The sequence below is a fragment of the Gordonibacter pamelaeae 7-10-1-b genome (assembly GCF_000210055.1).
Taxonomy (GTDB): domain Bacteria; phylum Actinomycetota; class Coriobacteriia; order Coriobacteriales; family Eggerthellaceae; genus Gordonibacter; species Gordonibacter pamelaeae.
Genome location: NC_021021.1, coordinates 2,015,810 through 2,042,600 on the forward strand (window position 1 = coordinate 2,015,810; position 26,791 = coordinate 2,042,600).

General features: G+C 66.4%; 21 protein-coding genes and 1 tRNA gene. 9 read left to right on the plus strand and 13 right to left on the minus strand.

Annotated elements, in window-relative coordinates; translation table 11 throughout:
• Nucleotides 1-120: 120 nt before the first annotated feature.
• Complete coding sequence (locus GPA_RS09315) at nt 121-543, minus strand: hypothetical protein (RefSeq protein ID WP_227155728.1); 423 nt, start codon at nt 541-543, stop codon at nt 121-123.
• A gap of 349 nt (nt 544-892) precedes the next feature.
• Between GPA_RS09315 and GPA_RS09320 the strand changes: the two genes are divergently transcribed.
• The 4 genes from GPA_RS09320 to GPA_RS20150 all read left to right on the plus strand — a co-directional run bounded on the left by GPA_RS09320 (nt 893) and on the right by GPA_RS20150 (nt 5,672).
• Nucleotides 893-2,386, plus strand: coding sequence for a helix-turn-helix transcriptional regulator (locus GPA_RS09320; RefSeq protein WP_041239394.1), 1,494 nt, complete (start codon nt 893-895; stop codon nt 2,384-2,386).
• Nucleotides 2,387-2,427: 41 nt separating this feature from the next.
• A tRNA-Ala gene (locus GPA_RS09325) sits at nt 2,428-2,503 on the plus strand.
• A 218-nt stretch (nt 2,504-2,721) separates the two neighbouring features.
• Complete coding sequence (locus GPA_RS20145) at nt 2,722-4,539, plus strand: transporter substrate-binding domain-containing diguanylate cyclase (RefSeq protein ID WP_015539714.1); 1,818 nt, start codon at nt 2,722-2,724, stop codon at nt 4,537-4,539.
• 56 nt (nt 4,540-4,595) lie between these two features.
• Nucleotides 4,596-5,672 carry an EAL domain-containing protein gene (locus GPA_RS20150; protein WP_049784094.1) on the plus strand — a complete coding sequence of 359 codons (1,077 nt, stop codon included), beginning with the start codon at nt 4,596-4,598 and terminating at the stop codon, nt 5,670-5,672.
• A 9-nt stretch (nt 5,673-5,681) separates the two neighbouring features.
• Here the strand turns inward: GPA_RS20150 and GPA_RS09335 are convergent, their stop codons facing one another.
• The 7 genes from GPA_RS09335 to GPA_RS09365 all read right to left on the minus strand — a co-directional run bounded on the left by GPA_RS09335 (nt 5,682) and on the right by GPA_RS09365 (nt 12,566).
• Entirely contained in the window at nt 5,682-6,518 is an 837-nt protein-coding gene (locus GPA_RS09335) for a deoxyribonuclease IV (RefSeq protein WP_015539715.1), read from the minus strand.
• 61 nt (nt 6,519-6,579) lie between these two features.
• Nucleotides 6,580-7,419 carry a deoxyribonuclease IV gene (locus tag GPA_RS09340; protein ID WP_015539716.1) on the minus strand — a complete coding sequence of 280 codons (840 nt, stop codon included), beginning with the start codon at nt 7,417-7,419 and terminating at the stop codon, nt 6,580-6,582.
• Nucleotides 7,420-8,036: 617 nt separating this feature from the next.
• Entirely contained in the window at nt 8,037-8,807 is a 771-nt protein-coding gene (locus GPA_RS09345) for an energy-coupling factor transporter transmembrane component T family protein (RefSeq protein ID WP_041239395.1), read from the minus strand.
• Nucleotides 8,804-9,661 carry an energy-coupling factor ABC transporter ATP-binding protein gene (locus GPA_RS09350; protein WP_015539719.1) on the minus strand — a complete coding sequence of 286 codons (858 nt, stop codon included), beginning with the start codon at nt 9,659-9,661 and terminating at the stop codon, nt 8,804-8,806. The genes GPA_RS09345 and GPA_RS09350 overlap by 4 nt, the downstream gene beginning before the upstream one ends.
• Nucleotides 9,658-10,497: an energy-coupling factor ABC transporter ATP-binding protein gene (locus tag GPA_RS09355; RefSeq protein ID WP_015539720.1), complete on the minus strand. Its 840-nt coding sequence runs from the start codon at nt 10,495-10,497 to the stop codon at nt 9,658-9,660. Before GPA_RS09355 ends, GPA_RS09350 begins: the two co-directional genes overlap by 4 nt.
• A 201-nt stretch (nt 10,498-10,698) precedes the next feature.
• Nucleotides 10,699-11,325 (minus strand): tryptophan transporter, encoded by a 627-nt coding sequence (locus tag GPA_RS09360; protein WP_015539721.1) that lies wholly within the window; start codon nt 11,323-11,325, stop codon nt 10,699-10,701.
• A 560-nt stretch (nt 11,326-11,885) separates the two neighbouring features.
• Nucleotides 11,886-12,566, minus strand: a complete 681-nt coding sequence (locus tag GPA_RS09365) for a TetR family transcriptional regulator (RefSeq protein ID WP_015539722.1) — start codon at nt 12,564-12,566, stop codon at nt 11,886-11,888.
• Nucleotides 12,567-12,738: 172 nt separating this feature from the next.
• Between GPA_RS09365 and GPA_RS09370 the strand changes: the two genes are divergently transcribed.
• Both GPA_RS09370 and GPA_RS09375 read left to right on the plus strand, forming a co-directional pair.
• Nucleotides 12,739-14,742: an MDR family MFS transporter gene (locus GPA_RS09370; RefSeq protein ID WP_015539723.1), complete on the plus strand. Its 2,004-nt coding sequence runs from the start codon at nt 12,739-12,741 to the stop codon at nt 14,740-14,742.
• A gap of 510 nt (nt 14,743-15,252) precedes the next feature.
• Entirely contained in the window at nt 15,253-16,713 is a 1,461-nt protein-coding gene (locus GPA_RS09375) for a hypothetical protein (protein ID WP_041239397.1), read from the plus strand.
• Nucleotides 16,714-16,802: 89 nt separating this feature from the next.
• Here GPA_RS09375 and GPA_RS09380 read toward each other — a convergent pair whose 3' ends face one another.
• From GPA_RS09380 to GPA_RS09400, 5 genes are all read right to left on the minus strand, one after another.
• Entirely contained in the window at nt 16,803-18,545 is a 1,743-nt protein-coding gene (locus GPA_RS09380; RefSeq protein ID WP_015539724.1) for an ABC transporter ATP-binding protein, read from the minus strand.
• Nucleotides 18,535-20,355: an ABC transporter ATP-binding protein gene (locus GPA_RS09385; protein WP_015539725.1), complete on the minus strand. Its 1,821-nt coding sequence runs from the start codon at nt 20,353-20,355 to the stop codon at nt 18,535-18,537. Before GPA_RS09385 ends, GPA_RS09380 begins: the two co-directional genes overlap by 11 nt.
• Nucleotides 20,356-20,546: 191 nt before the next feature.
• The gene (locus GPA_RS09390; protein WP_041239398.1) at nt 20,547-21,170 is read right to left on the minus strand and encodes an MptD family putative ECF transporter S component; all 624 of its coding nucleotides are present in this window, start codon (nt 21,168-21,170) and stop codon (nt 20,547-20,549) included.
• A 46-nt stretch (nt 21,171-21,216) separates the two neighbouring features.
• Complete coding sequence (locus GPA_RS09395; protein ID WP_041240335.1) at nt 21,217-22,743, minus strand: ABC transporter ATP-binding protein; 1,527 nt, start codon at nt 22,741-22,743, stop codon at nt 21,217-21,219.
• 32 nt (nt 22,744-22,775) lie between these two features.
• Nucleotides 22,776-23,660 (minus strand): energy-coupling factor transporter transmembrane component T family protein, encoded by an 885-nt coding sequence (locus tag GPA_RS09400; RefSeq protein WP_083809030.1) that lies wholly within the window; start codon nt 23,658-23,660, stop codon nt 22,776-22,778.
• A gap of 49 nt (nt 23,661-23,709) precedes the next feature.
• On the opposite strand from GPA_RS09400, the gene GPA_RS09405 reads away from it, so the two are divergent.
• The 3 genes from GPA_RS09405 to GPA_RS09415 form a co-directional block, all read left to right on the plus strand.
• Complete coding sequence (locus GPA_RS09405) at nt 23,710-24,726, plus strand: helix-turn-helix domain-containing protein (RefSeq protein WP_015539727.1); 1,017 nt, start codon at nt 23,710-23,712, stop codon at nt 24,724-24,726.
• An 82-nt stretch (nt 24,727-24,808) separates the two neighbouring features.
• Nucleotides 24,809-25,336, plus strand: a complete 528-nt coding sequence (locus GPA_RS09410) for a PadR family transcriptional regulator (RefSeq protein ID WP_015539728.1) — start codon at nt 24,809-24,811, stop codon at nt 25,334-25,336.
• Between the two features lie 183 nt (nt 25,337-25,519).
• A partial coding sequence (locus GPA_RS09415) for an MFS transporter (RefSeq protein ID WP_049784099.1) occupies nt 25,520-26,791 on the plus strand: 1,272 nt, incomplete at its 3' end.

Below are 26,791 nucleotides of genomic sequence, written 5' to 3' on the forward strand. Positions count from 1 at the left end.
TGCTTCGCAGGGCGGGCGCCCCGTGCTTGCCGTAGAGCCGGGAGAACGCCGCGATCGAGCGGCAGGCGCGGGGTGCCTGCCCTGCGAAAAAGCCGAATCCGAAAATTAATCAGCGGTTCCCTAGGGATGATCGTCGAAGTAGCCCGTCTGGCCGCGTACCTGCCACGTGCACACGGCAAGCGCGATGATGAACAGCCCGCTCACGATGCCGGTGACGTCGACGATGCCCGACGAGAGGTTGCTGGCCATGGCCCAGGCCGTGAGCACCGCGTCGGCCAGCGTTATCCAGAAGAACAGCGTGATCTTGTAGGGGTTCTTGGCCCCGCGGATGCCCAACAGCCCGATGGCCAGGTTGAACACCGCGCCCACAAGCGCCGTGGCCCCCACGGCGGCCGCGATGTCGCGCAACTCCACGCCGGCGACCCGCACGCCATCCGCCACCGACCCGACCGCCCAGAACGCCGCGCCGAACACCAGCTCCAGCACAGCCCATACGATCATGACAACGCACAGGCGCTTGAGCCACACCTGCCATACCGACATGGGCTTTCCGTCCGCGCCGAGCGGTGCCGGCCGCACGCGCGTTTGCGCCCCGCCCATCCGGCGCACGCCCCCTGGTGCCGTCGCTCCCCGATCTGCCGCCATGCCGCCTCCGCCCGCGCCCATGCGCCTCATGCCAGCGGGCCGCCTCGGTTTCTCCCCGGCGGCCCGCCTCGCTTCCTTTTCTCCCCCCTATTATAGGGCAAGCCGCCGCCTTGCCGGAAAACCGAAACCTTGAGGCGCGTGGGCGCGCCGTGTCGTATACTGGAACCAGTTGAATAAACGCCGTCGCGTATGGGATGGGGATGTTCCAAGCGCAAAGCCGGCCGCACGCTCTCTCAAGGAGGCTATTATGGAGCGCGCTCGTTACCGGCAAAGCGACTTGAGAAGGATGGCCCTCGGCGTACGCACCATCCCCTCCCTGTTCATCGCTTTGACCTCTTACAAACTGCTTGCGGTGCTGCTGCTCATGGAAACGTTCCTGCTGCCGGGCACGTTCGTCGTGGGCGGCCTGGCGCTGCCCGCCTGCACGCTGCTGTTCCTGGCCTGCTCCCTGGTGTGCCTGGCCTTCGCCATGCTGTTCCGCCGGCTGACGTTCCACGACCACAGCTGGTACTTGGGGCTGCTCATAGCCTGCCTCATGCTCGGGCTGTTCCTGCTGCTGCTGCGCGAGCTGGGCGGCGTGGGCAACGCGGCGCTGGCTTCCGCGTGCCGCGGGCTGGGCATCGCGCTGGTGGCGGCGGGGCTCATCGGCGTGCACATCGAGATGGCGCGCATTATGGGCGCCCTCGGCATGACCCAGACGCTCACGTTCGGCGTATCCGCCGCATTCGCCGCCGGCCTGCTCTACCTGGCGCTGACCCTCTTGCCGGTGCCGCAGGGGCGCTGGATGGCGGCGTTCGCGCTGCCGCTCGTGCTTGCCGCCTCGTTCAGCCGCGCGCGGCGGAACGTGTACCGCTCCCGCAAAACGCGCTTCGAGGAGCCCGAGGCCGAGGTGCTCGTTCCCTACCGGTTCATCGTCACCTCCGTGGCCCAGGGCGTCGCCGCCGGCCTGCTCGTAGCCCTCGCGTGCGTCGGCGGGCCGTTCGCACCCGCATGGAACGTGGCGGGCTATCTGCTGGCCGCCATGCTCACCCTGGCCACGATGCTGGTATGCAAGCTCGACTTCAACCGCTCGGTGTACCAGATCGGGTTCCCGCTCGTGGGGCTGGGGCTGCTGTGCGCCGGCATCGCGGGCGCCCCGCTGGGTGCGCCGGGCGCGGTGATGCAGGTGACGGGGTTTTTGTACCTCGACCTGGTGCTGTGGGGGCTGGGATCGTACCTCATCAAGAACTGCCGCCAACCGGCTACCTGGGTGGCGGCCTGCCCCACCACCTCGCTCATGGCCGGACGGACGCTGGGGGCGGTGCTGGGAGCCGCCCTGCTGCAGCTGCTACCGGGCGGCGTGGGCTGGAACGCGCTGCTGTGCACCGCCGCCTTCTGCTTCGTCATGGCAGCCCTGCTGCTGTCCAACGCCGCCAACCTGCGTACCGGCTGGGGCTTCGTGCGGCCGGGCGGCCCCGACGACGGCACGAACGCCCATCGCGCCTGCCAGATCGTCGCCGAGGACTTCAGCCTCACGCAGCGCGAGTTCGAGGTGCTGCGGCGCATCGTGGCGGGCGAGTCGCGCGCCGACGTGGCCGAGGCGCTGTTCATCGCGCCCAACACGGTGAAGACGCATCTGCACAGTATCTATGCGAAACTCGATGTGCACAACGTGCACGATTTGCGCGCGTACGTGGACAATCGGAGGCGCTCGTTCTCGCCATCTTCCGAAAACGAGGAAATTCTTGAAAATGATGCTTGACCCTGTGCGCGCTTCCGTTATACTAGGTTTCGCACTTTTTCGGGGCTTTAGCTCAGCTGGGAGAGCGCATGGCTGGCAGCCATGAGGTCAGGGGTTCGATCCCCCTAAGCTCCACCATCAACTTGATGGCCGGTTCGGAGACGAACCGGCCATTTCTTTTCCGCTTCCCAGCGCTGCGATTCGCGTGCGGGCCGTACGCCGCCCCCTCGCCTTGGCTCCACAACCGCGCAAATATGGTATCGTACGAGCGAGGACGCAGGAGAATGCGTCGGAGCGGATCGGAGCGGGCCATAGCACACGGAGGAGAAGACGCGCGGAACCGGCATCGGAATGGGATGCCCCTGCCGCTTTTGCTGCTCGCACTCGTTGCGGCACTGCTTGCGCTACCGGGAGCCTTCGGCATGCCCGCCTTCGCCGACGAGGACCCGGCGGACAGCAGGCGCATCGTGCGCGTGGGCTGCTACGAGGACGGCGACTACATGTCGTACGACGAGGCCGGCCAGCTCGCAGGCTACAACATAGACTACCTGGAAGAGCTGCGACGCTACGTGGACTGGACGTACGAGTACGTGGACTTCACCGGCTGGGCCGAAGCCTACGATGCGCTGGAGAGCGGCGAGATCGACCTGCTCCCCGCCGTGTACTACACCGAGGAGCGCACGGACCGCATGCTGTTCTCGGCCGAGCCCATGTGCAGCATCTACACCACGCTCAACGTGCGCCTTGACGATCAGCGCTACGCCTACGAGGACTTCGCCGCGTTCTCGGGCATGCGCGTGGGGGTGATCGAGGACAGCCAGGATGCCCGGGCGTTCGCGCAGTACGCGCAGGACAACGGCTTCGACGTGGACGTGGTGGAGCTCCTGGAGACAGACGACCTCCTGGGCGCGCTCGACGACGGCACGCTCGACGCCATCGCCATCACCTACCTGGGAAGCAACTCGCGCTTCCGCACGATCGCGCAGTTCTCGCCCGAGCCCATCCACTTCGCATTCCCGCTCGACCGCGCCGTGCTCGAGCAGGAGCTGACCGCCGCCATGAACCGCCTCCAGCTGCGCGACCCCAGCTTCTCCACGCTGCTGTACAACCGTTATTTCGGCATCAACACCGACCAAGATCCCGTGTTCACCGAGGACGAGTACGCCTACCTCGCATCCGCGCCCACGCTGCGGGTGGCCTACGACGCGTTCCGCATGCCGCTGTCCTACACCGACCCCGAGACGGGCGCGTTCGACGGCGCCGCGGCACGGCTGTTCGAGGACATCTCGCGCGTGACGGGCCTCACGTTCGAGTTCGTGCCCGTCGACCGCCACGACGACGCCTTCGCCATGGTGGAGAGCGGCGAGGTGGACCTCGTGGCCGGCGTGGACCGCGACGCCGACGAGGCCACGAAGGGCATCGTGTCCACCACCGGCCCCTACCTGCGCGACCCCATGGCCCTCATCGTGGGGCCGAACTCCCCCTCCGAAGGCTCGCGCATCGCCCTGCCGCGGGGCTTCGCCCTGGCTGCCGAGATGGAGCGCCAGCACGTGGGGGACGAGGTGCTGTACTTCGACACGCCGAAGCAGTGCGTCAATGCCGTGCTGACGGGCGCCGCCGATGCAGCCTATGCCGACACGCACGTGGCGAACTACCTGCTGGCCGAATCGCAGTACGAGTCGCTTACCGTCACCACCGTCACCGACTACACGAACGCCATGAGCATCGGCGTGGCGGGGACCGCCGACGCGCGCCTGCTGAGCGTGCTTGACCGCTGCGTGCAGTACACGGCGGAGAGCAAGATGACCACCTGGGTGTCGCAGAGCTCGCTGGCCGTCCACCCCACCACGCCGCTGGACTTCCTGCGCCAGTACCCGCTGCAGATCATCTCGGGGCTCGTGGCGCTGTTCGGGGTGCTCTTGGCCGGCGCGCTCTACCTGGGCCGCACGAAGCTGCGCACGGCGCGCCACATCGAGGAGCTGTCCTTCACCGACCCGCTCACGGGCGGCTGGACGCTCGCCCGCTTCCGCACGGGTGCTGCCGGCGTGCTCGAGCATGCCGGCAGCGGGGAGCACGCCATCGTGTACCTGGACATCGTACGCTTCAAGAGCTTCAACGCCGCGTTCGGCTATGCGGAGGGCGACCGGCTGCTGAAGGCGCTCACCAGCTTTTAGGCGAGCTTGAACGCGACGGCGAGCACCACGCGCACATCACTGCAGACGAGTTCGTGGTGCTGGTGCAGTGGAACGGTTGGGAGGATTTCCTCGAGCAGTTCGCGGAGCTGGACCGCCGCTTCAACAACCTGGACGTGCTGCGCTCCCACTCGCACCGCCTGCTCCTGCACGCCGGCGCCTGCATCGTGGAGCGTCCGGACGGGTCGCGCCGGCTGGATGCGCAGGCCCTGGCCGAGCTCATGGACTGCACCCGCTACGCGCGCGACAGCGTGGGCGAGACGTCGGCGAGCGAGGCGGCGCTCTACACGGCCGACATGAAGGATCGCGACGTGGCCGAGCGCGCGGTGGTGGCGCTGGCGCGCACCGCGCTGGAGCAGGGCGAGTTCACGGCCTACTACCAGCCGAAGGTCGAGCTGGCCACGAACCGCATCGTCGGCCTCGAGGCGCTCGTGCGCTGGGAATCGCCCCAGCGCGGCATCGTGCAGCCGAACGACTTCATCCCGCTGTTCGAGAAGAACGGCTTCGTGACCGAGATCGACCTGCATGTGCTGCGCCAAGCTTGCACCCGCCTGGAGGAGCGGTTGGCCCAAGGGCTGCCCGTCGTGCCCATCGCATGCAACTTCTCGCGCCTGCACCTGCAGCGGGACGGGTTTCCCGAGAGGGTGAGGGCCATCGTCGACGAGTACGCGGTGCCGGTCGACCTCATAGAGCTGGAGCTGACGGAGAACATCGTCATGGAGGACCTGGAGCGCGCGAAGGCCATCTGCCGCCAGCTGAAGGACCTGGGCTTCCGCATATCCATCGACGACTTCGGCAGCGGCTACTCGTCGCTGGGCACGTTGCAGGACCTGACGATAGACGTGCTGAAGCTGGACCGCACGTTCCTCATGAGCAGCGAGAGCGGCGAGCGCAGCCGGGCCATCCTCGAGGGCGTGGTGGGCATCGCCGAGAAGCTGCACGTGACCATTGTCGTGGAGGGTGTGGAGACGTGCGAGCAGGCGGCCATGCTGTTGCAGCTGGACGACGGCGTCATCGCACAGGGCTACCTGTACTCGCGCCCCGTGCCCAGGGCCGAGTCCGACCGCCAGCTGGACGGCGCCGTCCTGGAGCCGCACGAGGGATGCGCGGAGTAGGCGCGCGGCCTATCCTTCGTGCGCGCTGCGCAGAAGCGCGATCTCCTCGGCGAAGCCGGAGAGCTCGGGGTTGGGCGTCTCCAGGTAGAACGGCAGGTCCCGCAGGCGCGGGTTGTTCGTGACGGCGGCGAGCGCCTCGAGGCCGATCTGCCCCTCGCCGATGCGCGCATGGCGGTCCTTGTGCGAGCCGCGCGCGTTCTGGGAGTCGTTGAGGTGGATGGCGTGCAGGCGATCGAGGCCGATCACGCGGTCGAACTCGTCGAGCACGCCGTCGAGGTCGCCGACGATGTCGTAGCCGGCGTCCCAGACGTGGCACGTGTCCAGGCACACGCCCACGTGGCCGTCCAGATCCACCTGCGCGATGATGGCCGCCAGCTCCTCGAACGTGCCACCGACCTCGCTGCCCTTCCCCGCCATCGTCTCCAAGAGCAGCGTCGTGGTCTGGTGCGGCAGAAGCGACTGGTTGAGCGCGTCGGCGATCTTCGCGATGGCCTCCTCGTGCGTCTGGCCGGTGGCGCTGCCGGGATGCATGTTGTACAGCTGGTGCGGCGTCTCCTCCATGCGCCCCAGATCCTCGGCCAGCACCATGAGCGCGAAGTCGCGCGTCTGCTGCTTGTCGGAGGCGGGGTTCAGCGTGTAGGGCGCGTGCGCCAGGATGCGCTCGATGCCGTGCTCGGGCGCATAGGCCGCGCATGCCGCCACGTCCTTCGGGTCGATGGCCTTCGCGCGCCCGCCGCGCGGGTTGCGCGTGAAGAACTGGAACGTGTTGGCATCGATGGACACGGCCGTCTTCGCCATGTGGAGGTAGCCTTTTGCGCTCGAGAGGTGGCATCCGATGGTGAACATGGGCCGTATCCTTTCCGGTGGTTTAATCGTGACGCATATAGTAGCATATGGAGCGGCGAGCTCAAGCCGAGGCACGGGCCTTCTGGAACTTCCCTATGGCCTCGCCGTACTCCTTGAGCGTCGCGTCGGGCGCCTCCAGGTAGAACGGCACGTCGCGCAGTTTCGGATGGTTCACGAGCCCTGCCAGGGCGTCGAAGCCGATCCGCCCCTCGCCGATAGGCGCATGGCGGTCCTTGCGCGAGCCGAGAGCGTCCTTCGAGTCGTTGAGGTGGATGGCGCGCAGCTTGTCGATGCCGATGACCCGGTCGAACTCATCCACCACGCCGTCCAGGTCGTCCACGATGTCGTAGCCGGCGCCCCACACGCGGCACGCGTCGAAGAGCACGCCCACGTGGTCGTCGAGCTCCACTTGGTCGAGGATGCTCGCCAACTGCTCGAACGTGCTGCCCACCTGCGTGCCCTCGCCCGCCATGGTCTGCACGAGCACGGGCGTCCCCAGCGACGGCGTGATCACGTCGTTCAGCGCTGCGGCAACCCTCGCCAGCGCTTCGTCCACCGGCTTCCCAAGCGCGCTGCCGGGCTGCAGCGTGTACATCGCTTGCGGCGTTTCCGCCATGCGCGCAAGGTCTTCGGCCAGCACCATCATCGTGAAATCGTGCTCGGCCTGCTTGTCGCTGGCCGGGTTCGCCGTGTAGGGGGCGTATCCGAGGATCACCTCGATGCCGTGCTCGGGCGCATAGTCCTCGAACGCGGCGATGTCGTGCGGGTCGAGCGCCTTCTGCGCGCCGCCGCGCGGGTTTCTCGTGAAGAACTGGAACGTGTTGGCGTCGATGGACACGGCTGCCTTGGCCATGCCGAGGTAGCCGTCGCGGTCCGACAGGTGGCATCCGATGGTGAGCATGGGCGGCGTCCTTTCCGATGGGAGGGGTTTCCACCCATCGTAGAGGACACCCCCTCCCCGACAAGGCGGGAAGGGGCGCTTCAGCGCACTTGTTGGGAGCCCGTTGCGCAGTCGGTGCGCGACGCGCCTCACGCCTCCGCGGCGTCGTAGGCGTCGAGAGCGGCCCCGAGCGCGTCGAGCGCGGCCATGCCGACTCTGCGTCATCCCTTACTAAACACCTGCGAGACCGCCGCCCTATAGGTCGTTTCCGTCAGTCAATCTCCACCGTTTCTTCGATTGCGCCCGATGCTTCGGCGTTGTATCATGCAGATATTCGGGCTGGTCGAAAGATCCGGGCCCGACAGGAAGGCGGAGGCTCTCTCCGCCACTTCTCAATCTGGAGTCCCATTTCCTCATATGACGCGGTGGACATCCGTCGCGTCCACCCTGTCGACTACCGACTGTTCCAAGCCGCCGATTTCCTTTGCACGATGGAACTGCTCGAATTGAAACGCGTCAACCGCGACCTCTCGCCCAACGACCTGCGCTTCTTCAACGGCACCAAGGAATTCACGAAAACGTACTTCAAGAAGATGCGCGAGAAGCGGTTCGCCGGCTAACGCCCCGCCCCCGCGCCCCTACAGCACGATCCCCAGCGCCACCGCGCACACGACCAGCGCGACCGCAGCCGCCATCGCCGCCACGTCGAAGGCGGCGAAGGGGTACTCCTTGTAGCCGCTCGACGCCGTGCGCAGGTTGAAGCCGCGCACCTCCGCGGCGATGGCGGCGCTGTTGGTCTTGCGCACCGACGACACCAGCAACGGCACGCACAGCGGCACCATGAGGCGCACCTTGCGCACGATGCCGCCCGCGTCGAACTCCACGCCGCGCGCGGTCTGCGCTTCCATAATGCCCTTCATGTCGTTCATGAACAGGGGGATGAAATGGATGGTGGACGTGAACGTGAACGCGTACTTGTACGGCACGTGCAGCACTTTCACCACGGCGTTCGTGATGTCGTTCATCTTGGTGACGTAGAACACGAGGAACAGCGGGATGGCCGCGGCCACGAGGCGCACCACCGTGGTGAGCGCCGCGAGCAGGCTGCCCGTGCCGATGTAGCCCCACGGCAGCGCCACGAGCACCGCACCCGTCGGCGTCGTGAGGATCTGGACGAGCGTCAAGATGAGCGAGAACGCGAACACCGCTTTCGCCAAGCCGACGGCGGGACGTAGCATGCCGCAGGTCGCGGCCAGCGCGAACCCGCAGGCCAGCAGCACGGCCAAGAACACCAGGTTGCTCGAGCAGAAGCACGCGACGGCGAACAGCGCCGCCGCGGCCAGCTTGGCCACCGGGTTCATACGATGCAGCGGGCTGGTACCGGGCACGTATTCCAGAAACGCGCTCATGCCGACACGCTCCTCTCCTCATCCTGGGCCCCTCGGGCCTCTTCGACCACGGCGGCCAGCATCTCGTCGACCGTGTTGGCGCTGCCCACGGGCGCGTCCGCGAGCCGGGGGATCGCGCGTCCCAGCTCAAGCGACAGATCCACGATCTGCGGCGGGACGAGCGAGGCGCGCTCGAGCGTATCGCGGTTGCGCAGCACCTCGAACGTGGGAGCGTCATCCACCACGCGCCCGTCGCTCATCACGATGCAGCGCGTCGCGTAGTCGGCGACCACCTCCATGTCGTGGCACACCATGATCACCGTGGCGCCCTGCTCGTGGATGCGGCGGATGATGGCCATGACCTTCTCGCATTCGCGGTAGTCCAGGCCCGTCGTGGGCTCGTCGAGCACCACCACCGGCGGCGCGAGCACCACGATGGACGCGAGCGCCAGCAATTGGCGCGCTCCGCGGTTCAGCAGGAACGGGTCGTCATCGGGATCGAAGCCGAACTCCTCGATGATGGCGTCCACGCGCGCATCGGCCTCGGCGCCCGCCTGCCCGAGTGCACGGAACCCGAACAGCAGCTCCTCGCGCACCGTGGTGCAGCAGATCTGGCGGTCGGGATTCTGGAACAAAAAGCCCACGCGCCGCGCGAGCTCGCTCGTGCGCAGCTCCGCCGTGGAAACGCCGTCGATGAGCACCTGGCCGGCATCGGGTTTCAGCAAGCCGTTCATCAGGCGCATCGTGGTGGACTTCCCCGCCCCGTTCGTGCCGACGAACGCGACGAACTCGCCGTCGCGGATGGCGAAGTTGACGCCCTTCAGGATAGGGGCCGATGCCTCGTAGGACACGTGCACGTCCTTGAACTCGATCATGCGAGCACCTCCTCCAACGCCTCGCGCGCTTCGCGCACATTGCGGACCGACGGCCCCTGGTAGAGGCCCTCGGCGCGCAAACGGTTCATGAGCGTGGTCGAGCGCGGGCAGTTCACGCCGATGCGCTCGAGCTCGCCCGAATGCTCGAGCACCTTCGCGGGCGCGTCGGCGAAGCGGATGCGCCCCTCGTCGACGATGACCAGCATGTCGGCGTACTGCGACAGGAGCGCGATCTTCTGCTCCACCACTACGACCGTGGCGCCGTGCTCGCGCGCGTAGCGTGCCAGCAGGTCGAACACGCTGCGCGAGCTGGCCGGGTCGAGCTCGGCCGTGGGCTCGTCCAGCACGAGCACCCGCGGGTTCAGCGCCAGGATGGACGCGATGGCCACCTTCTGCTTCTGCCCGCCCGACAGCGACGTGATCGTGCGGTCGCGCAAATCGGCGATACCCATGTCGTCCAAAGCCTGCTCGAGGCGCCCTTCGATCTCGTCTCGCGGCACGCCGAAGTTCTCCAGCCCGTAGAGCATCTCGTCTTCCACCACCGACGTGACGAACTGGCTGTCGACGTCCTGGCAGACGCTGCCCACCAGCCGCGACACGTCGGTCAGCGCGACGTCGCAGGTGTCGAGCCCGTCCACGACCACCGAGCCGTAGAAGTCGCCCGGATAGCAGTGCGGGATGATGCCGTTCAGCGCGTAGGTGAGCGTCGACTTGCCCGAGCCGGCGGCGCCGGTGATCCCGACGAACGCGCCGTCCGGGATGGCAAGGTCGATGCCCTGCACCACCGGAGTCGCCCCCTCGCGGTATTGGAATGAGAAGTTCGAGATTTCGATCATGGGAAGTCGTCTTTCTTCGTCGAATCGCAGGTTGGCGCTAGTAAGTCAGCGAGGACTGTCGTGGTGCCCGAGATCGTGGGGAGGGCGAGGGCGAAGCGCACTTCGGTACGCGAGTCCTCGGCCTCGCCGCGAGATCGGGTGCCACGACCGGCCGCAGCATCGGCAGGTTCCGCGGGCCGTGGGCCCGCGGAACCCCCCCCTTTAGCGCTTCAGCACCTTCTTCAGCGGCATGGCCAGCACCTGCACGAGGATGCAGTTGAACGTGGCCGTACCAAGGACGATGGCCGCGTACGTGGCCAATGCCACCATGACGTCGCCGCCGGTGGACACCACGTTGATGTAGACCGACAGCAGGGCGAACGTGCCGCCGGACACCACGGTGGAGATGAACGTATTCACAAGCGGGTTCAGATCGAGCTTGCCGCCGATGCTCATGGGCACCTTGATGAGCAGGCCGCAGGCGAGCGCACCGAGGATCTCGGAGGGGATGTTCAGCAGCGGCGTGGCGTTCAGCAGGGGTATCTGGCAGATGAGGCCCGCCAGAAGCCCGATGATAAGCGCCTGGCCCAGCTTCGGGCGCGTGAGTATGATGGCCAGGCAGTACATGGCGATGATGAAGTTCGGCTTCATGCCCATCGACGAGAGGAGCGACCCCACCGTCAGCTTGAGCACGGCGCCGGCTGCCAGCAGCACGGCGATGAGGATGAGATCCTGCGTGGTGAGGCCCGCCTTCTTGGGAGCTGCCGCCACGTCGCGCTTGCGCGGCGCTGCCGCCTTGCCCGCCGCGGCCGTTTGCGTTGCAACCTCGCGCTTGATCTGCTGTTCCATGTTCCTCAATCCTTTCTTGGCGGCGTTCCCGCCGGTCTGTGCCCCTCCCGGGGCGTCTCGTTTGGCCGGCACGAGCTTCGCGGTTGAGAAACGCGCCGCTTCGCCTCCAAAGGTGCGCGGCTGCCGCCGCCTTGTGCGCCGCATAAAAAAACACCTGTCCTTTGAGATAAAGGACAGGTGTTGTAACCTGCGGTGCCACCTTTATTGGCTCTGCGATGCAGAACCCTCTCACGAACATGCCAACACATGTTCTGCCCTTAACGCAGGCTCACGGTCCAGATACTCGGTCGGTTCGGCCTCGTGCTCGCCGTGCCTTCCTTTCCCCTTTCCCTCGGCGAACCATTTACCATCCAGCTTACTGCGGGAATCCCAGCTGCGCCCGCTCTCTGTGAGTGCTCATGATGGCTTGACTTTCGCCTCATCGGTTTCAGCTATTAAGTTGTGGCGCATACTTTAGCACAACGCTTCGGGGCGCTGTCAAGAAGTTTTTCGCCGAGACCGCGTCTCCAGTGGACGCGAGCAGCTTCGAGCCGTGGTGCGGCTGTTGCCGCATCAGTGCATCAGGCCTGATCGCCCGCGGACAGGTAGGCCATGACGAGCCGACGTGTCTCGGAGGACGTGGGCGCCACCTCGCCGCAGACGTGCAGCATGGAGCGCGTGCGCGCCAGGCCGATGGCGGTGGACGACGCCACGAGCGCCTCCTCCTCAACCGAGCCGCCCGCCAGCATGCGGCGCTCGGGATGTTCGCCCAGATAGGATCGCAAGGCAGCGGCAATGGAGCACTGCACAGCCAGGAGGTCGCGCTGGCCGTGGAAGAACAGCTGGGGCATGGAGCGCAGCGCCTCGCGGCGCAGGCCCTCGATCTCGTCGTCCACGCCGGCGGAGACGGTGGTGCTCACCACGCCCACGAGCACGTCGAGATAGCACGCCTCGTCATGCTCCACGAGTATCTCGAGCAAACGCTCGTCGTCGGGAAACGCGTCCATGCGCCCCATGATGACCGAGGCCTTCGAGGGGAAGTAGTTGAAGAACGTCTTCTTGGATATCTCGGCCCGGGCGCAGATGTCCTCCACGGTCACGCCGTCGTAGCCGCGCTCGATGACCAGCTCCAGTGCCGCGCGCTCCACCGCAAGCCGCGCCTTGAGCTTCTTGCGGTACCGAAGCCCCTCCGGCGATGCCTTCTCCTGCCCCTGCTCCACGATGCGCGCAACCTCCTGTTGACGATGATGTGCCGTTTTCATGCAGGGTACCACAAGTTTCAACCGTCTCGCTTTTCATCTACCGAATGAATATTTATACTGGGTGTAAATTACCTCAGCCGCGCATGAAGGCGTTCTCGAGGACGGGCGGAAGCCCGCTCGAGGGCGCCTTTGTTCGCGGCAGCATGTGTCTCATTGGAAGGAAGCAAAGCATATGGGTTTGTCGCGCAAGCAGATAATCATGTTGGCCGTGCTCGTGTTCGGCACGTTCGTCACCGTCTTGAACCAGACCGTCGTGGCGCCGGCGCTGCCGTCGGTCATGGCCGAGATGAGCGTCGACGCGTCCACGGCGCAGTGGCTGACCACGGGCTTCACCCTCGTGAACGCCATCATGATCCCGATCACGGCGTTCTTGACGGACCGCTTCACCACGAAGCGGCTCTTCCTCGTGTCCATGGTCATCTTCACCGCGGGCAGCGCGCTGGCGGGCTGGGGACCGAACTTCGCCGTGCTGCTGCTCGGCCGCCTCGTGCAGGCTGCGGGCGCCGGCATCCTCATGCCGCTCGTGATGACCGTGCTCATGTGGACGCTCCCCGTCGACAAGCGCGGCACGGCCATGGGCCTGTTCGGCATCGTCATCGCGTTCGGCCCGGCCATCGGGCCCACGGCAGCCGGCATCATCATCGACCGCGCCACGTGGCACGACATGTTCTATATCATCACGGCGCTGTCGGCGGCCGTCGTCGTCATCGGCGCGTTCGTGCTGCAGAAGGGCGGCGACACGAACAAGGACGTCACGCTCGACGTTCCCTCCGTCGTGCTGTCGTCGCTCGGCTTCGGCGGCCTCCTGTACGGCCTGTCCACCATCGGCTCGTACGGGCTGCGCGTCGATGCCATCGCCGGCACGCTCGTGGGCGTGGTGGCGCTCGTGTTCTTCTTCCGCCGCCAGCTCAAGATGGAGAAGCCCATGCTGCAGGTGCGCGTGCTGCAGAACCGCAAGTTCCTCGTTGCCACCGTCATCGGCATGCTCGTGCAGGGCGCCCTGCTCGCCGCCGGCATCCTCGTTCCCATCTACCTGCAGTCGCTCATGGGCTACTCGGCCACCGTGTCGGGCCTGGTGCTGCTGCCCGGCGCCATCATCATGGGCGCCATGGGCCCCATCGCCGGCCGCCTGTTCGACAAGCACGGGCCGCGCGTGCTGGCGCTCGTGGGCATGGGCGTGCTCACGCTCACCACGTTCTGCTTCTGCTTCCTGGGGCCGAACATGGGCCTCATCACGCTGACCGTGCTGTACACGGTGCGCCTGTTCTCGCTGTCGCTGGTGAACATGCCCATCACCACCTGGGGCATGAACGCGCTCAGCAACGAGCTGGTGAACCACGGCACCTCGGTGAACAACACGTTCCGCCAGGTGGCGGGATCGCTGGGCACGGCCATCATCGTGTCGGCGTCTACCATCGCCACGAACGCGAGCGCCCCGGCCATGGGCGAGCAGGCCGCGAGCTTCTTCGGCATCGACGTGGCGTTCGCCGTGGCGGGCGTGCTCTGCCTCATCGGCTTCGTCATGGTGGTTGCGCTGGTGAAGAACCGCCCCGGCGAGTCGGCGGCCAAAGACCCCGACAACGCGCGCCGCACCGTGCTGGAGTCCATCATGAAGCGCGACGTGTTCACGCTGCCTTCGAACGCCACCGTGGCCGAGGCCATGAAGCTGCTGGTGGACAAGCACATCTCCGCCGCGCCGCTCGTGAACGCCGAGGGCAAGGCCGTGGGTTTCGTGTCCGACGGCGACATCATGCGCTACCTGTCGAAGCGCTCGACCATGATGATGGACCCCGTGGTCATGATCATGCAGACGGTGGACACCGACGGCGGCAACAAGGACTTCGCCCGCAAGCTCGACGAGCTCATGGGCATGCAGGCGTTGAGCATCGGCGCGAAGGGCATCATCGGCGTGGACGTGCACGCCGACCTTCCCGAGGTGTGCCGCGTGCTGGGCGAGAACCACTTGAAGAAGGTGCCGGTGCTCGACGAGGGCCAGGTGGTAGGCGTGATCAACCGATCCGACATCACCCACTACTCCATGGAGCAGTACCTGGCCGAGCGCGGCGACGAGGCGCTGGCCACGGGCAGCGGAGAGGGCCAGGGACCGACCAAGCTCGAGCGAGCCGAAGAGGCCGCAGCCCTGCCCGACGACGAGGCCGTGGCGTCGTCGATCTAGACGGAACGCGGGAACGAGCGACGCGAGCGGGGACAGCGTCCCGTTTCGGACGCAGGGGGCGCGGACGGGAGCAACCGCCCTGCGCGAGGCGCATCCGGTCGCCTCGCGCAGGGCGGCGACCGGATGCGCATGCAGGCTTGGCCGCCTTTGCGGCCGCAGGCTCGGCAGGAACACCTCTCCTGCCGAGCCTTTTCTATAAGCTATAGCATCATGGACGAAACCAGAGGCTGTGGCGGCGTAATTGCCTCGACGAGCCCTCTGCACACAACCGGCAAAAATGTTTCCCCAGGTCATACGGATTCGCATTTCGCCCGCTATGAGGGCACGATGCCACAGCCTCCGATTTCGTCCAGCTCTTTATCCGTGCTGCTCCTTTCGTCCGCCGATCGGAGCGGCAAAGGGAAGCACTTTGCCGATTTCGCAGTGAAGTCGACCGAGTTCGATCCGGAAAACGGCAGTCCCCTCCCCCATGCTAGCATTTGAAGGTCAACGCTCTTGAAGGGGGTCCCCATGAGGAAACGCCTGCTCTCATTGGTTACAGCACTGGTTTTGGCCTGCTCGCTTGCACCCGGCATCGCGCTGGCGGATCCGGGAGATCCAATCCCCGTCACCATCGAGGTCGGCGCCAATGGCGTACCCGTGGATGCGTCTGGCGACGGGTGGACGTACGAGAACGACAAGCTCACCCTTCAAGCGGGCTACGCGTTCACGCTCGAAGGCGGCACGTTAAGCGTTCGCGTGTATAACTTTGGAACTATCGAAGGCGGCACGTTCGAAGAAAGCGTGTTCAATGGATCGGACGAAGGGGAAGGAGCGGGTATCATCGCCGGCGGCACGTTCAGCAACTACGTGTACAACTACGAAGGCAGCGTCATTTCGGACGGCGCATTCAACGACGGCGGCTACAACAACGGCCTGCGAAACGAAGGCGTTGTGAGCGGCGGCGAGTTCAAAATTGATGTCAACAACAGTGGAACCATCGAGGGCGAGGGCGTGTTTAACGCCTATATACAGAACGGCAACACGCGATTCGAGCCTGGCCAGAACAAGTCCTGCATCATCTCAGGCGGCACGTTCAGCGCGAATATAGACAACTTCGGAACCATTGAGGGAGGCTCGTTCAGCGGCGAGATCCTCAGCGGAGGAATCATCGCAGGCGGCATGTTTTCCTCCACCAGCTCCGTTACCAGCAACGACGAAGGCACCACCACCGGCGGCGGCACCATATCGAACGGCACGTTCAAGGGCCTCGTCACCAACGGTGATTCCGACCCCGACTACAACGCGGCCGCCATCACCGGCGGCACGTTCGAGGGCACGGTGACCAACTATGATGCTATCGAAGACGGGGCGTTCTCCTTCCGCGTGACCAACAAGGAAATCGGCACCATCTCGGGCGGCACGTTCCTTAGCGACGTGACCAACCGGGGTGCCATCGAGGGCGGCTTCTTCGCGCTTCCTATCATTTGCGAAGGCGGGACGGTGAGCGCGAGCACTTTCCCCGTGCACACCGCGCTCACCGGGCTTTCAATAGCGGAAACCGCGAATGCAGAGCTGGTCGCCTCGTTTGAGAAGGACAGCGAGGAGATCAACTGCTTCATGCTCAAGGCCGCCGAAGGATACCAGCTGCCAGACGCGATCGCCGTGAGCCTTGGAAGTGCGGATGGGCCGAAACTCGCGGCAGGCACGGACTACACCTACGATGCGGCAACTGGCGCCGTCGCCATTAAGAAGGGTGCCGCCTCCGGCCCGCTGCTCCTCACCGCAAGCGGCGTTCCCGTAGTCGCGCCCGCTCCCGAGCCGGCACCTCCGACGCCCGACTCCCGGCCTCCCACATCGGACGCCAAGCTTCTCGCTGCAACAGGCGACAGCGCGATACCCACCGTCGTTGCCGGCATCGCGCTCTTGGCCGCCGGGGCGCTCGCAGCAAGCGCGGCAGCCCGTCGAAACCGCCGCGCATCTCGACGGTGAGCACTGCGCGGCAGCTCTCGGGCCGCCGCGCTGAATCCTTCTGCATCATGCGATCGAGCGCCATGCGCGGACAGGGCGCATGGCGCCGCTTACGACGCCAGCGACCATCCGGCGGCTTCGGTTTGCAGCTCCACCATGCGGCGGTACAAGCCGCCCTCGTGTGCCATGAGCTCGGCCGGCGAGCCCTCCTCCACCACGCGGCCCTCCTTCAGCACCACGACCTTGTCGGCGTTCGCCACGGTGCGCATGCGGTGCGCGATCACGAGCACGGTCTTGCCCGCCAGAAGTCGCGAGAGCGCCGTCTGCACCTGCGTCTCGTTCTCAACGTCGAGCGAAGCCGTGGCCTCATCCAACAGCACGATGGGCGCATCCTTCAGGATGGCGCGGGCGATGGAGATGCGCTGGCGCTCGCCGCCCGAAAGACGGCTTCCGTTCTCGCCGATGGGCGTGTCGTAGCCCTGCGGCATGCGCAGCACGAACTCGTCGCAATTCGCGGCGTGGGCAGCGGCGAGAACCTCTTTGTCGGAGGCGTCGGCCCGGCCGAGCCGGATGTTGCCCATCACCGTATCGTCGAACAGCACCACATCCTGGAATACCTCCGCGTAGTCCGCCAAGAGCGCCTCCGGTTCCACACCCGCCACGTCCACGCCTCCCACGCGCACCTGCCCAGCGTCGGCGTCCCAAAAACGCGCGGCTAGCTTGGCCACGGTGGACTTGCCGCTGCCACTGGGCCCCACCAATGCCGTCACCTCGCCTTCCCGTGCGGTGAACGTCACGTCGCTCAGCACGCGCTCGCCCTCGCCATAGGAGAACGACACGCCTTCGAAGGTCAGGTCGTGGCCTGCCGGCTTGAACTCGGTCGTACCCGTTTGCGCAGGCTCTTCCTCGATAGCCTGCAGCCGTGCGATGTTCAGGCGCAAGTCCAGCAGCTCGATGATGGTCTGCAGGATGACGTTCACCGGGTCGTACACGCGCGTGACCGCCAGCAGGAAGCAGAAGAACACCATGAAGTCCACCTGCCCGTCCGCAATGAGCAGCGCGCCTGCCAACACCGTGGTGCCGATACCGAGCCGCAGAAGCGCCTGGGCCGACGACGCGCTCACGCCGGCGGTCAGCTCCACCCTGATCTTCGCATGCTCGAAGGCGTCCACCCGCTCGCCCACGCGCTCGAGAAACGCCGGAACCTGGTTCGTGGCACGGATCTCGCGGGCGCATTCCAGGTACTCCTGGATACCGTCGGCAAGCTCGAGGCTCGCCTCGTTGCGAGCGCGTCCCGCCGCCTGCTGAAGGTGCGTGGTGGATAGCAGCACCGCCACCGCAACCGGGATGGGCCACAGCGCCGCCAGCGCCAGGCGCCAGTCGAATGCGACCAGGCAAACGGCCACCACCGCCGTCGAGATGGCCGCACCGAACAGCTGCGGCATGACATGCGAGAACATGCGCTCATGGTCGGCGCAGTCCTTCATGACCGCACTCGTAAGATCGGACAGATCACGCTGCCCGAAGAACGACAGCGGCAGCTGCCGCAGCTTCTCGGCCAGGCCGATGCGCTTGCGGGCGCTCTCGTTGTACACCACGTTGTAGGTGCTGTCGTACTCGAGGTTCTGCGTGAGCAGCATGACGACGAGCACCGCGACGATGGCCAGCAGGTACGCTCCGAGCTCCGGCAGCGGTTGCGATGGGTCGGTCAAGTGGGCCACGAACGCGCCCGTAACCGTGAACAGCACGCCGATGGGCGCCATGAGCACGACGTTGGCCAGCGCCGCAGCCCCCACGCCACGCTTGAAATCGCGCGCTCCCTGTTCGGTCAGTGCGAACTTGTCACGCAGCATGGGTGCCGCTCCTTTCGATCCTCCACGTTACCGACGTGCGGTAATCGTCCCACATCTTCGCATACAGGCCGCCGGCCGCAACCAGCTCGTCGTGCCGCCCGCGCTCGACCACCCGGCCCCCGTCCAGCACGCATATGATGTCGGCTCCAATAACGGTGGACAGCCGATGCGCGATCATGAGCACCGTCTTGCCCGCGCAGAGCCTCGCCAAGGCGCGCTGGATGAGCGCCTCGTTCTCCGGGTCGGCGAAGGCCGTGGCCTCGTCGAGCACCACGATGGGAGCGTCTTTCAGAATGGCGCGCGCGAGCGCGATACGCTGGCACTCGCCGCCCGAAAGGTACACGCCCTCCGCACCCACCTGCGTGTCCAGGCCATCGGGGAACTTCGCCACGATGTCATCGCACTGTGCGGCGTGGGCGGCGGCCTCCACCTGCGCACGCGTGGCACCCGGGCGCGCAGCGCGGATGTTCTCCAAGAGTGACGCCTTGAACAGGCGGTCGTTCTGGAACACGAAGGCCACCTGCGCCATGAGCTCGGCGGCGGGGATGTCGCGCACGTCCACCCCTCCCACGCGCACGCGGCCCGAACCCGCGTCCCAGAAGCGGGGCACCAGGCTGGCGGCCGTCGTCTTGCCGCCGCCCGAAGGTCCCACGAGCGCCACCGTGGAGCCGGCGGGCACCTCCAAGCTCATATCCACCAGCGCATCTCCTGAAGCGCCGGGGTACGCGAAGCCCACCTGCTCGAAGGAGATCGAGGCATCGCGCGGGTGCCTGGCCCGCACCGCCGACGGCTCCGCCAGCGGCCTTGTCGCGAGTATCTCGTCGATGCGACGCACGGAGTCCTGCGCCATCATCACGGCCTCGCTCGCGTACATCACCTTCGTCATCATGGTGGTGGTAATAGCCGAGAACACCGCATAGAACAGGAAGTCCGTCAGAAACGCCGCAAAATCGCCCGCCGCATGCGCTAAAAGGATGCCTGCGGGCACGAGCACGGCGAACGTGCCGTTGATGGCCACGAGCTGGACGACCTGGGGGCGCTGGCACGACTTCGAGTACTGGTAGGCCATGTCGCGATAGCTCATGATGGCCTCGGAGAATGCACGAAACGAATGCACCGTCTGCTGGAACACCTTCACCACGGGGATGCCGCGCACGTATTCCACGGCCGCCTTGTTCATGCGATTGAGCGCGTCTTGATAGAGCATCATGAACGGCATGCCGTCGTTCTTCGCCTGACGCCCCATCATCCACCACATCATGAGCGCCGAGACGGCGATGGGAACGAGGCACACGAGACCCATGACCCAGTCGAACGCGAACATGACCGCCACGAACGCCACCGGGGTGACGAGCGATCCCACGAAGTCCGGCAGCTTGTGCGCGAGCACGTCCTCGGTTTGGCCGGCGCAGCCGTCCACCACACGCCGCAGATGCCCCGAGGCATGGGAATCGAAGTAGCCGAGCGGCACGCAGGCCAGGTGGCCGAGCGCCTGCTTGCGCATGTTCGCCGCCGTGCGGAACGCCGCCAGATGCGTGCACATGAGCGCCGCGAAGTACACGAACAGGCCCGCTGCCGAGAACGCGAACGCAAGCCAGCCCCAGAAGGCGAGCCCCTCCGCAGCGCTCCAGTTGGGAGCCACGGCTACGAGGTCGCGCAGCACGAACCACACGCACACCAGGGGCATGACCACGAAGACGCCGTTAACGCCCGCAAGCACGCACCCCAGCACCGCGAGCTTCTTGCGCGAGCCTGCGAACCCGAGCAGGCGTCCGACGGCATCTTTGGGACTTGGCGGCGCCACAGGCATCGCCCCACCAGCTGCCGGTTCGCCCCCGCATCCCGCCCCTGCTGCGGCAGAGCCGCCTGCCGATGGAGTCGCCCCACCGGAGCCGACGGCTCCGTGCGGCGCGCCAGCCGCCGCTGTTGCTTCTGCCATGATGCCTCCTTCCTCTCTTCGAGCGCAGCCTGTCAAGGCCGCGCCGCCTCGCCTCGATGCGCCTAGGCGCCCATCCGCGCGAAATGCTTCTTGAACACGCGCTCTCCCAATAGACCGCCGACAAGGGGACCTATCACGGCAACCGCAAGCGCCACCAAGGCGAGCGGACCGTACATGAAGTCCACGAGCTGCTGGCCGTACTCGGCCGTCATGCCCGAGGCCACAACCATGTCCACGTACGCCTGGCCCGTGAGGTAGACAAGCGAGACATGCCCCGCCCAGAAGCACACGACGAAGGCGACGAACGCCGCCACGCGGCGAAAGGCGGTGCGCTCGCCCGGCGCGCCCAACACGAGCTCGGCCGCCACGCCGCCAAGGGCGATGCCCAGAGGACCTGTCCAGAACATGCCCATCACCAGGCCGAGCAGCGCCACCAGCAGGCACATGAGCGCTACCGCACCGCGCTTGGGAACGCGGGCCAGCACGTACATCCACACGATACCGGCCGGAACAGCGCCGACCCCATGGGTGAACCAGGACGTGGTGGCGCTGAGGGAACACACTATCGAGAAGACCATGAACACCGCGAACAGAAGCACGCCGAAGACGGCGAGCACCACGTAGTCGCGACCGGTAAGCCGGGTGCTGCGGGCGGGCGCGCGCCCTTTTGTTGCTGTCGATTCCATACAAGAACTCCTTTCATCGGAAGTAATGCCGAAATGCGCGGGTGCATCACCCGTCGAAACCGAGCGTGCGGCGCACGGCGGGCAGGTTCGCCCGCGCAAGCGGCTCCTGGACGCTCACGCGACCGCCGGCCATCACGGCCACCTCGTCGCATGCGGCGACGATGAACTCATAGTCGTGCGTGATCACCGCCACGCACGTGCCGTCGTCGCGCACACGCGAAAGCTCTCTGGCCACGGCCTGCATGTTGCCGAAGTCAAGCCCGCTCGTGGGCTCGTCCAGCACCAGCACGCGGGCCCCCTGCAGCACGCCGGCCGCAATGGCCAGTCGCTGGCGCTCGCCGCCCGAGAGCGACAGCGGGTGCCGCTCGGCCAGATGCGCGAGGCCGAAACGGTCGAGTGCCTCGCCAGCCGCCGCCCGGGCCGCCTCGCCGCGGCCGAGACGACGAGCCGCAGCAGCTTCCAGCTCGCATGCGGCCGTATGGGCGAACAGTTGGTAACCGGGCTCCTGCATAACCAGGAACACCTGGCCGGCCCGTTTGCGACACGGAGCCGATCGTCCCTCGAGCGCCACCTGCCCCGCACGTTCGCGATGCAACCCGGCCAAGCAGCGCGCAAGCGTCGACTTTCCTGCGCCGTTGCCTCCCACCAAAGCCGCGATGCGCCGGGACGCGAACGCACCGGCGGCCCCGCGCAGCACATCGTCACCGCGACGGTAGCCCGCACGCAGGTTGCTGAACGAGAGTGCCGCAGCAGAGACGGCGCGTACCGGGCACGGGAGCGACGGGTCCTGCCCGTCCGTCGGCGCGCCTTCGGCGCAGGCATCCTCGATGCGCCAGGCCCGAAGGCCCATCCGGTGAAGCTCGCGCACGGGCAGGCGCTCGAATTCCGCAGCCGCCCAATCGTGAGCGATGCGCCCGTCCTCCATATGCACCACCCGATCTGCTATTCCCCGCAGCCACCATAGCCGGTGCTCGGAGACGATCACCGTGCGCCCTAGCTCCTTCAGGCGACGAACGAGGTGCGCAAGGGTGCGCATGGAGGCCACATCGAGTGCGGCCGTGGGCTCGTCAAGGGCGAACACCTCCGGGCCCAGCGCATGCACCGACGCAATGGCCACCATCTGGCGCTGGCCTCCGGAAAGTTCCCGGATGTCACGGTCGAGCAGATGGGAGATACCCAAGTCGGCCGCGGCGCTGCGAACGCGGAGGCGTATCTCGTCGTGCGGCAGGCCCGCGTTCTCGCACCCGAAGGCGATCTCCGAGGTGGTGTCCAGGTTGAAGAACTGGCTGCGCGGATTCTGGAACACGGAGCCCACGCGCAGCGAGAGCCCTTCGATGCCCAGGTCGGCCGCATCCTGCCCGAGCACGCACACCGTGCCGGACAGCTCCCCATCGTAGGCTTGCGGCACCAGACCGTTCACGAGGCGCATGAGCGTGGTCTTCCCGCAGCCGGAACAACCCGTCACCACCACGCACTGTCCTCGTGCGACGGACAGGCTCACGCCCTTCAGCACCGGCTCGAACAGGTTTCCCTCCGCATCGGCATAGGAGAACGCCACTCCGTGGAATTCCACGGCCGCACCGTCGCGCGGGGCTTGCGGCGCCGTCATGCCAGCACCCCTGCACCCAGCGCCACGGATACGCCTGCAAGCGCAACGAAGTACACGAGCAGCAGCGCATCAACCACGCCGATACGCAGCTCGTAGTAGCTCGTGCGCCGATTCGGTGCGTCGATGCCGCGCACGGCCGCCGCGTTCGCCAGTTCATCGGCCACGATACCCACACGTCCCACCACCGGCACCAGCAGGTTCTCGATCACCTGCACGGGATGCCGCAGCACGCGTGCCGGCGAGAGCGCGATGCCGCGCACCTTCATGGCATCGAGCACCGCGCCGAACTCCTGGCCGAGCGTGGGAGCGAAGCGCAGCATCACGCACAGCGCCGCCGACACCCGCTTCGGCAGGCCGAGGCGCTGCAGACTGTAGGCGAGCTCCCCGGTACGCGTGGTGCCCACCATGTTCGCAGCCATCATGAAGGCGCACAACATACGGCGCACCATCGCGAACGAGGCGCCCACGGCCATGAGCACCACACCGGAGTGCGCGCACAGCCAGCAGAGGACGAAAAGCACCGCCCAGACCGCCGCCCAGCGCAGGGCCGATGAGAGCCGCCCGCACCAGATGCCGGCGAGCGCGCACCCACCCACCGCCGCCAACTCAACCGCCACCGATGCGGAAGCGAACGTGGACAGGCTGATCAACAGGATGCAAATCAACGAAACACGAGGATCGATGCAATGCGCGGGCGGTACCGCCGCAGCCCTTTCACGGGCCCGCACCGATACTTTCGCGGCAGCCCCGCCGCTTGCCTGCAACGGCCCCGGCGCACCCGCGGACTCCAAGGTGGCGGTGCAGGCGAATGACGGCGTTGTGTTCGCGCCATAGGCAGACGGTTTTCCCGGATCCCTATTTGTAGTAGTATTATTATCCATGGTTAACTATGTTAGCGTCTCTCGGAGGCGCGGGAAGGAGGAGGGCCCTATGCGCAATCCCTCCGAAAACTTCAAGAATCGCGCCGAAACGGCCCGTGAGGCCGACACGGGCATCGACACGCTGTTCGAGCCGCAAATTCGGCAGCTCGGCGGTGTGCTGGTCGATGCGGCCGCACACGGGCGGCAAGGGCTCCTGTGGCTGATCGACCCGGCGGTCGGCAAGGGCTCTTTCTGGTACTTCCCCATCGGCGACCGCCTAGCGGTGGGCGCGTTCGACTTTGCACTTCGCGAGGAGGGCGGATTCTTCTGCGACGCGGCCGATTGCTTCTACTTCGGCTCCTACAGCCATGAGATGCTCCCCTACCTGGGAATCGAACCAACACTACCCGACCGCACCGTGCTGGGGCATGCCTGGAAGCACGCCCCCTACCATCAACGGGTGCAGGGCGGAGCGAGGCTGAGCGAGACGTTCGTCGCACTCTTGCCCGAGGCGCTGCGGGACGTCAGCCTGCGATTGCATTGCGATCCCGTGGTGCTGAGCTCGGCAATCGCCGCGCTCGATGGCACGTCCTGCCCCGCCGGGCTGCCCTCCTTGCTTGACGACATGCGGCGAGCCCGGCCGAGCGCCGTCGTGGCCGAGGCGTTCTACGAGAGCAAGGTGGTGGAAGCGTGCGCGCTTATCGTGGACTGGCGGCTCGCATACGGCCGCGCGCCCGTTGCGCTCTCGGCAGACGATGTCGCTGCAGTGGCGGCTGCCCAACGCCTTATCCAGCAAGACCTCGCACACCCCGTCACCACCGAGGAGCTCTGTCGCGCGGTTTGCGTGGGAACGAGCAAGCTCATCGAGCTGTTCAGGCTATCCTGCGGCATGACGCCGCAAGAATACGCGCGCGATGTGCGCATGCATCACGCCTGCGAGCTGCTCGAGACCACCGACCTGTCCCTGGCCGCTATCGCCGCATGCGTGGGTTATTCCCGTCAGGGCAGCTTCTCCGAAGCGTTCCGTGCCCGGTGCGGCCTCTCGCCCCGGGAGTGGCGTGCGAACGCTCGCGCCCTCCATCGGTAATCTTCCCAAAGACCCCTCTTGCGTTTTATACTATCAGTGATAGTATGTCCCTTATCAGCGAGAGCCGAAAGGGAACCGGAAAATGGCCAGCCATTCGATCGAGATCATGATTTTGGGCGCGCTCATCGAGCGCCCGATGAGCGCGTACGAGATGGACAAGACGATGGAGGACCGCAACATCCGACGCTGGATACGCATCAGCTCGCCGTCGGTGTACCGCAACGTCATCCGCCTGTGCGATGAAGGCTATGCCGACGGCACCGTCGTCAAGGAAGGCGAGATGCCCGAGAAGACGGTGTACACCATCACGGACAAGGGGCGGGCACGCTTCGCCGATCTCATGGACGAGGCCGCCGCGCTGCCCGCGCGGGTCGACTTCGGCTTCCTGCCCGTCTTGGCGAACATCGGCCTCGTGGACGAGGATACCGGCCGCGCGCTCATCGACGGGCTGATCGAGACGCACCGCAGCACAGCCGAGCACGTGGACGGGCTCATCCCCTCCTACGAGCGTCTCGAGGCGCGGGCCACCATGGAGCTGTGCGCCGACACGTACCGTCTCGTCGCCGATCATCTCGCACGGTTCGAGCAGGAACTGTACGGCAAAGGCTGATGTCTGCATAGTGCGAACGAATGTTTCACGTGAAACATTCGTTCGCACTATGTCCCCGCAACGCCGTCCCTTCGCGGGCGATATCCGACGATCCCCCCGCATCGCCGACAAACCGGTTCGACAACCGGTTTCTTTTTAACCAGTAACTATCATTGATAGTAGTATTTAAGATAGGAGAAAGATATGGAAACATGGGATCAGAGGGCCGAAGGCAAGCCCTTCCCTACCGCCGCCGTGCTGGGAGGGTTGGCGCTGAGCCTGTTCATGGCGGCGCTCGACGCCACCATCGTGAGCACCGCCATGCCGAAGATCGCCGCCGGCCTGGGCAGCTTCGACCACTACACCTGGCCGTTCACCTCCTACTTGCTCACCTGCACGCTGGCGACGCTTCTGTGCGGCGCATGCGCGACGCGCTTCGGCCACAAGCGGGTGTTCGCATGCGGTATCAGCGTGTTCGCCGTCGCATCGGCGGGTTGCGCGCTGTCGAACGGTATCGACGCGCTCACGGCGTGGCGCGCCGTGCAAGGTGCGGGCGGGGGCCTCGTGGAGGCCGGCGTGTTCATCGCGATGGCCGAGCTGTTCGAACCGCGCGTGCGCGGGAAGTACATGGGCATCCTCTCGTCCATGTACGGCCTGGCTTCCATCGCAGGGCCGCTGGCCGGCGGGCTGATCGCCGATACGGTGGGCTGGCACTGGATCTTCCTGGTCAACCTGCCGTTGAGCGTGGCGGCGCTCGTGCTGGTCGTGCGGTTCCTCCCGGGCAAGCAAGCTCATGCGGAACGGTCGTTCGACTTGCCCGGCGCCCTGTGCGCGGCCGCCGCCATCGTGCCGCTCACGCTTGCGTTCAGCCTGACGGGCAGCGCCCTCGCCTGGTTCTCCGCGCCGTTCTTCGGGCTGCTCGCGCTCGCGGCCGCCATGATCGCGCTGCTCGTACTGGTGGAACGGCGGCGCGACCACGCCATCGTGCCGGTGCGATTCTTCCGTTGCGCGCAGGTGAACGGGGCGGTGGCGATGGGGTTCTGCTCGCAGTTCGCCCTGCTCGTCGGCGTGATGTTCGTGCCGCGGTTCGTGCAGGAGGGGCTGGGGCTCACGTCGACCGCCTCGGCGCTGGCCACGATCCCTATGACGCTGGCGCTCGTAGTAGGCAGCACGCTGGCGGGGCGGGTGTTCGGCGCGAACGGGCGGATGCGCACCATCAGCCGCGTCGGGTTCCTCGTGCTGGGCGCTGGGGCGATGCTGCTGTGCCTTGTCGGCCCCGCGACCGGCATGGTGCAGCTCGCGTGCTCGTCGGCAGTGCTGGGATTCGGCATCGGGGCGAACATGCCCATGACCAACATCGCCGCCCAAACCGCCGTGGAGCCGCGCGACGTGGGCAAAGCGACCTCCCTCGCGCTGTTCTTCCGCGGGCTGGGCGGCACCGTGGGGTCGGCGGCGTGCGGCGCAGCCGCCGGAGCC